Source organism: Streptomyces sp. IBSBF 3136 (genome assembly GCF_036815105.1).
In the GTDB taxonomy this organism is placed as follows: domain Bacteria; phylum Actinomycetota; class Actinomycetes; order Streptomycetales; family Streptomycetaceae; genus Streptomyces.
Map to the genome: position 1 here is coordinate 1 of NZ_JAJSZC010000349.1, position 5543 is coordinate 5543.

Below are 5543 nucleotides of genomic sequence, written 5' to 3' on the forward strand. Positions count from 1 at the left end.
GGGCCGTGGTGGGCCACCAGTAGGGGGCCTGGCTCAGATAGTCGTGGACGTCACCGCCGGGCGCGGGCCTCGGCTTGTCGACGACCGTCCAGGGCCCCTGGCTCAACCAGGTGTCGGCCCGGGTGGTCAGGTCCCGCAGCGCGCGGCGCAGCCGGGGGTCGTGGTCCAGGCGGGCCCGGGTCTGCTGAAGGCGGGCGCCGTCCAGGACGACCGTCCGCGGGGCCCCGGGCGCGTGGCCGGCGGAGGCGTGGGCGGACGGGACGAGCACGGCCGCGAGACTCACCACCGCGGCCAGCAGCACGGCCGTACGGGATCTTCCACTCATCGGACACTCCGATCCTCATCAGATCACCAGATCGCTAGTCATACATGTGAACTTGGTTCATGAGTGGGACCGTGTGAGCGTAGAGCGGCCAGGTGACCCTGACAATGGTTCGGACCGTCTTCACGTACAGAGAAAGCGAAACCTCACCATGGACCTCGGCGTGCGCTGGAAGCTGCACGGTGACGGGCGCACCCCCGCGCCCGGAGCGGTGGTACGCCCCGACGAACGGCTCTCCTGGCCGCGCACGGTGGGCCTCGGCGCCCAGCACGTCGTGGCGATGTTCGGGGCCTCCTTCGTGGCCCCCGTGCTCATGGGCCTCGACCCCAACCTGGCGATCATGATGTCCGGCGTGGCGACCGTGATCTTCCTGCTCGCCACCCGCGGCCGGGTGCCGAGCTACCTGGGCTGCTCCCTGTCGTTCGTGGGGGTGGCCGCCGTCATCCGCGCCCAGGGCGGCACGAGCGCCACGGTGACCGGCGCGGTGCTGGTGGTCGGAGCCGTGCTCTTCCTGGTGGGGCTCGCGGTGCAGCGCTTCGGGGCGCACATCATCCACGCCGTCATGCCGCCGATCGTCACCGGCGCCGTGGTCATGCTGATCGGCTTCAACCTGGCCCCGGTGACCGCCTCCACCTACTGGCCGCAGGACCAGTGGACGGCCCTGCTGGTGATGCTCTTCACCGGCCTGGCGGTCGTCGCCCTGCGCGGCTTCTGGTCCCGGGTCGCGATCTTCCTCGGCCTGGTCTTCGGATACGCCATCTCATGGGTGTTCGACCGGGTCTTCGGCCGGATCCACTCGATGGGCCCGAGCGGCAAGATCACCGACCACTGGCGCCTCGACCTCTCCGGTGTCTCGAAGGCCGAGTGGATCGGGCTGCCCTCCTTCCACGGCCCGTCCTTCCAGTGGTCGGCGGTCCTCGTCGCGCTGCCCGTGGTCATCGCGCTGGTCGCGGAGAACGCCGGACACGTCAAGGCGGTCGGCGAGATGACCGGTACCCGACTGGACGACCGGCTCGGCACGGCGATCTCGGCCGACGGCGTCGCCTCGGTGCTGTCCACCGCGGTCGGTGGCCCGCCCAACACCACGTACTCCGAGAACATCGGCGTGATGGCCGCGACCCGCGTCTACTCCACCGCCGCCTACTGGGCGGCCGCCGGCTTCGCCCTGTTGTTCGGCGTCTGCCCGAAGTTCGGCGCGGTGGTGGCCGCGATCCCCGGCGGCGTCCTCGGCGGCATCACGGTGATCCTGTACGGCATGATCGGCCTGCTCGGCGCGCAGATCTGGATCAGCGCCGAGGTGGACCTGCGCAACCCGCTGAACCTGGTCCCGGCTGCCGCGGGCATCATCATCGGCGTCGGCAACGTCTCCATGAAGTTCGGCGAGAACTTCACCCTGAGCGGCATCGCCCTCGGCACCCTGGTCGTCATCACCGGCTACCACGCCCTGGGCGCCCTCGCGCCCGCCCACCTCAAGCCGCAGGAGCCCCTGCTCGACGAGGGCACGTCCACCTACGACGACGAGGGCGACGAGCGGGCCGGCGCATAGGCGTACGAGGGCGCGAGGGCACCGGCGCACAGGCGTACGGGGGCCCGAGGGCGCCGGCCGGGCCCCCCGCGTCCCGCGAGCCTCGTTCCGCCCGGCGTTCCCCCGTTCCGGCGAAGCACCGGTCCGGTCGGCGCGCGGGGCGGTGCGCGGCTGTCACCCTTCCCCCATGGCGCAGTTGGAGCACTTCACCACCCCCGTCGGCACCGTGCTCGCGCGGATGCGCGCACTCGACGCGGACCTGCCCGAGCGGGACGGGGTCGCCGTGTTCAACCGCGTCTACCTCGCCGTCACCGAGGAGGTCGGCCGGCTCCTGGACACCGGGGTGTTCCCGGACCCGGAGGCGGCGACCGCGCTGGACGTGCGGTTCGCCGAGCGGTACCTGGCGGCGGTCGACGCGGCGGACCGGGGGCACCGGCCGCCCGCCTGCTGGCGGCCCCTGTTCCAGTTCCGCCGCCATCCCGGCGTACGGCCGCTGCAGTTCGCGCTGGCGGGCATCAACGCGCACATCGGGCACGACCTGGCGCTCGCCGTGGTGGACGCCTGCCGCACGCTCGGCTGCGCACCGGCCGAACTGGAAGACGAGTTCGACCGCGTGGGCGACCTGCTCTGCGCGCTGGAGGAGCGCATCCGCGAGGATCTGATGCCGGGGCCCGACCTGCTCCAGATCGCCGACCCGGTCACCCATCTGCTCGGTTCCTGGAGCCTGGACCGGGCGCGGGACGCGACCTGGGCGGCGGCCCGGGCCCTGTGGGCCCTGCGCCACTGCGACGACGTGGCCGAGGAGTTCACCGAGCGCCTGGACGCGGCGGTCGGCTTCGCGAGCCGCATGCTGCTGACCCCGTGCGGCGACTGAACCGGGCCGTTCCGGCCAACCTCCGCCGGGCCTCCTGGAACCGCGTCCCTATCTCTGTAGGTTGAAGCGGCAACCGATCACGAAGGAGCTCACGGCACATGGCTACTCGGCTCGGACTCGGTCTCCCGCAGAACCGGCAGTACGACCTCGGCAGGGACGTGCCCGACGTGGCGCGCACGGCCGAGCGGATCGGATACGACAGCCTCTGGGTCTACGAGCGCGCCCTGTTCCCGGAGCCGGCCACGCAGGGCCTGTACGGCGTGCCGGGACTGGCCTGGCCCGACTCCTACCGGGGCGTCGCCGAGCCGCTGGTCACCCTCACGCTCGCGGCCGCCGCCACCGAACGCGTGGAGCTGGGCTCCAGCGTGCTGGTCGCGCCGCTGCACCTGCCCTTCCAGCTGGCCAAGGCCCTCGCCACGCTGGACGCGGCGAGCGGCGGCCGGGTGCTCGCCGGATTCGGCACCGGCTGGTCCCACGACGAGTACGCGGCGGCGGGCGTGCGCCCCTTCGAGGAGCGCGGCAAGGTGCTGGACGAGCTGATCGACGTGTGCCGGGCGGTGTGGGGCCCGGACCCGGTGGTGCACGACGGCCCGGTCACGAGGATCGGCTCGGCCGTGGTCGGGCCCAAGCCGGCCCGCCCGATCCCGATCCTCCTCGCCGGGGCCGGCAGGCGGGCGCTGCGCCGGCTGGTCGACCACGCCGACGGGTGGCTGCCCGTGGGCGCGGGCGTCGAGCAGATCGCCGCCCAGTGGGCCGAGTTGCAGGACCTGGCCGCCGAGCGGGGCCGTCAGGAGCCGATCCGCACGGTGCTGCGCGTCAACGCGGCCCATTCGGCCAAGCCCTACGACGGCGACGACCGCCGGCCGTTCCAGGGCGACGCCGACCAGATCGTGGCGGACCTGGTCCAGCACGCGGAGCTGGGTCTGGACGAGATCCTCGTCGACCTCCAGGAGACCGCGCGGGACGCCCAGGAGCTCAAGGACGTCGCCGCCGAGGTGTTCGAGAAGGCGCGGGCGGCCGGGGTCTGATCCGGCCGGCCACCCGCGACCCGGTCCGCGTGCCCAGGTGCGACCCGGTCAGTCCTCGGGCAGTTCCACCGGGGCGATCTCGTCGTAGACGTCGCCCGGGCCCGGGTTGGTCGGGTCGGTCTCGCCGCCGAAGTGGTGCATGACGCCCCAGACCGCGTTCAGCGCGGTCTGGATCGCGCCCTCGGCCCAGCCGGCCGTCCAGGAGATGTCGTCGCCGGCGAGGAAGATGCCCCGCTTGTCCTCGGCCAGCCGGTCCTGCATGAAGTGCGTGAACAGGCGCCGCTGGTAGCGGTAGTGACCGGGCAGGTTGGCCTTGAACGCGCCCATGAAGTAGGGCTCGTTCTCCCAGGAGACGGTCACCGGGTTGCCGATGACGTGCTTCCTGATGTCGACCTTCGGGTAGATCTCGCCGAGCGACTTCAGCATGACCTCCATCCGCTCGCTCGCGGACAGCGGCAGCCACTTCAGGCTGTCGTCGCACCAGGTGTACGACAGGCAGATCACGGCCGGCTTGTCCGGTCCGTCGTCCAGCAGGTAGGTGCCGCGGGTCATGCGGTCGGTGAGCGTCATCGACATGACGTCCCGACCGGTCTCCTCGTCCTTGTCCAGCCAGAACGGCCGGTCCACCGGGACGAACAGCTTGCTGGACTCCATGTAGTGGGTGCGCTCGATGGCGGTCCAGTGGTCGATCGGGAAGAGCGAGTCGTCGCAGGCGATCTTGGACAGCAGCATCCAGGACTGGGCGGTGAAGATCGCCGCCTGGTACGTGCGGATGTCGCCGTTCGCGTCCGTCACGGTGATCCGGTTGCCCGCGGTGCGGTGCAGCCGGGTCACGGCGGGGCGCGGCTCGCCGTCCCTGTGCAGGGTCTTCAGCGAGGTGCCGTACGGCCAGTGGACGATCTTCTCCGGCTCGCGCTCCCACAGGCGCAGCGGGAGCTGCTGGGAGCCGCCGACGATGCCGCGGTGGTGGTCGTCGGCCTCGGTGTAGACGACCCGCAGGATCTCCAGGATGGAGTTCGGGAAGTCGGTGTCCCAGCCGCCGGTGCCGAAGCCGACCTGGCCGAAGATCTCGCGGTGCCGGAAGGACTTGAACGCCTCGGAGTCGCAGAGGAAGCCGTAGAAGGTCTGGTTGTCGAGCTTCTCGACGAGCTTCGCCCAGATCTCGCGGATGCGCGGCACGTCCCGCTCACGCATGGCGCGGTTCATGTCGGAGAAGTCGGCGCCCTCTTCGAGGCACTTGTTCCAGGCCTCGGCGACGTCCCGGTACACCTGGGGCAGGTCGGCGATGGTCTCGGCGTAGTGCGACTCGCCCTTGAGGTCGACCACGGTCGACGGGGTCGCCTCGGCGAGCGGGTTCGGGAACGGCCGGGTCTCCAGGCCCACCATGTCGATGTAGTGCTGGAGCGCGGTGGAGGAGGGCGGGAAGCGCATGGCGCCCATCTCGGCGGTCAGCGAGTCGTCGCAGCCCTCGAAGCCGACGGTGCGCAGCCGGCCGCCGATCCGGTCGGCCTCGTAGACGACGGGCTTCAGGCCCATCTTCATCAGCTCGTAGGCGGCCACGATGCCGGACAGGCCGCCGCCGATGACGGCGACCTCGGTGCCGTGCTCGGTCGCGGGTATCTGGCCGAGGCCCGCCGGGTGGGCGAGGAAGTCGTCGTAGGCGTAGGGGAAGTCCGGGCCGAACATGGTGATCGGCGGCTGCTGCTCGTCTGCGTGCTCGACGGCGTTGGGCACCGTGGACGTCATGGGGTACGGACTCCTTGCGCGGGGGTGGTTCGGGGAGGGCTCGACGGG

At 71.6% G+C, this 5543-nt stretch carries 4 protein-coding genes and 1 pseudogene; 3 read left to right on the forward strand and 2 right to left on the reverse strand.

Annotated features, from left to right (window positions below; all coding sequences use genetic code 11):
* Positions 1 to 325, reverse strand: a pseudogene (locus V7E45_RS38405) (alginate lyase family protein); the annotation flags it as partial.
* 148 nt (positions 326 to 473) lie between these two features.
* Here V7E45_RS38405 and V7E45_RS38410 point away from each other — a divergent pair.
* The 3 genes from V7E45_RS38410 (at position 474) to V7E45_RS38420 (ending at position 3749) form a co-directional block, all read left to right on the forward strand.
* Positions 474 to 1868 (forward strand): uracil-xanthine permease family protein, encoded by a 1395-nt coding sequence (locus V7E45_RS38410; RefSeq protein WP_333778914.1) that lies wholly within the window; start codon positions 474 to 476, stop codon positions 1866 to 1868.
* 166 nt (positions 1869 to 2034) lie between these two features.
* A complete protein-coding gene (locus V7E45_RS38415; protein WP_333778915.1) occupies positions 2035 to 2721 on the forward strand; it encodes a DUF5995 family protein in 687 nt (228 codons plus the stop codon).
* A gap of 98 nt (positions 2722 to 2819) precedes the next feature.
* Positions 2820 to 3749: an LLM class F420-dependent oxidoreductase gene (locus V7E45_RS38420; protein WP_333778916.1), complete on the forward strand. Its 930-nt coding sequence runs from the start codon at positions 2820 to 2822 to the stop codon at positions 3747 to 3749.
* Positions 3750 to 3797: 48 nt separating this feature from the next.
* Here V7E45_RS38420 and V7E45_RS38425 read toward each other — a convergent pair whose 3' ends face one another.
* A complete protein-coding gene (locus V7E45_RS38425) occupies positions 3798 to 5495 on the reverse strand; it encodes a flavin monoamine oxidase family protein (protein ID WP_333778917.1) in 1698 nt (565 codons plus the stop codon).
* Between the last annotated feature and the right edge of the window lie 48 nt (positions 5496 to 5543).

Coding starts and splice junctions, on each gene's coding strand:
- V7E45_RS38410 (WP_333778914.1), top strand. CDS start 474: ATGGACCTCGGCGTGCGCTGGAAGCTGCACGGTGACGGGCGCACCCCC.
- V7E45_RS38415 (WP_333778915.1), top strand. CDS start 2,035: ATGGCGCAGTTGGAGCACTTCACCACCCCCGTCGGCACCGTGCTCGCG.
- V7E45_RS38420 (WP_333778916.1), top strand. CDS start 2,820: ATGGCTACTCGGCTCGGACTCGGTCTCCCGCAGAACCGGCAGTACGAC.
- V7E45_RS38425 (WP_333778917.1), bottom strand. CDS start 5,495: ATGACGTCCACGGTGCCCAACGCCGTCGAGCACGCAGACGAGCAGCAG.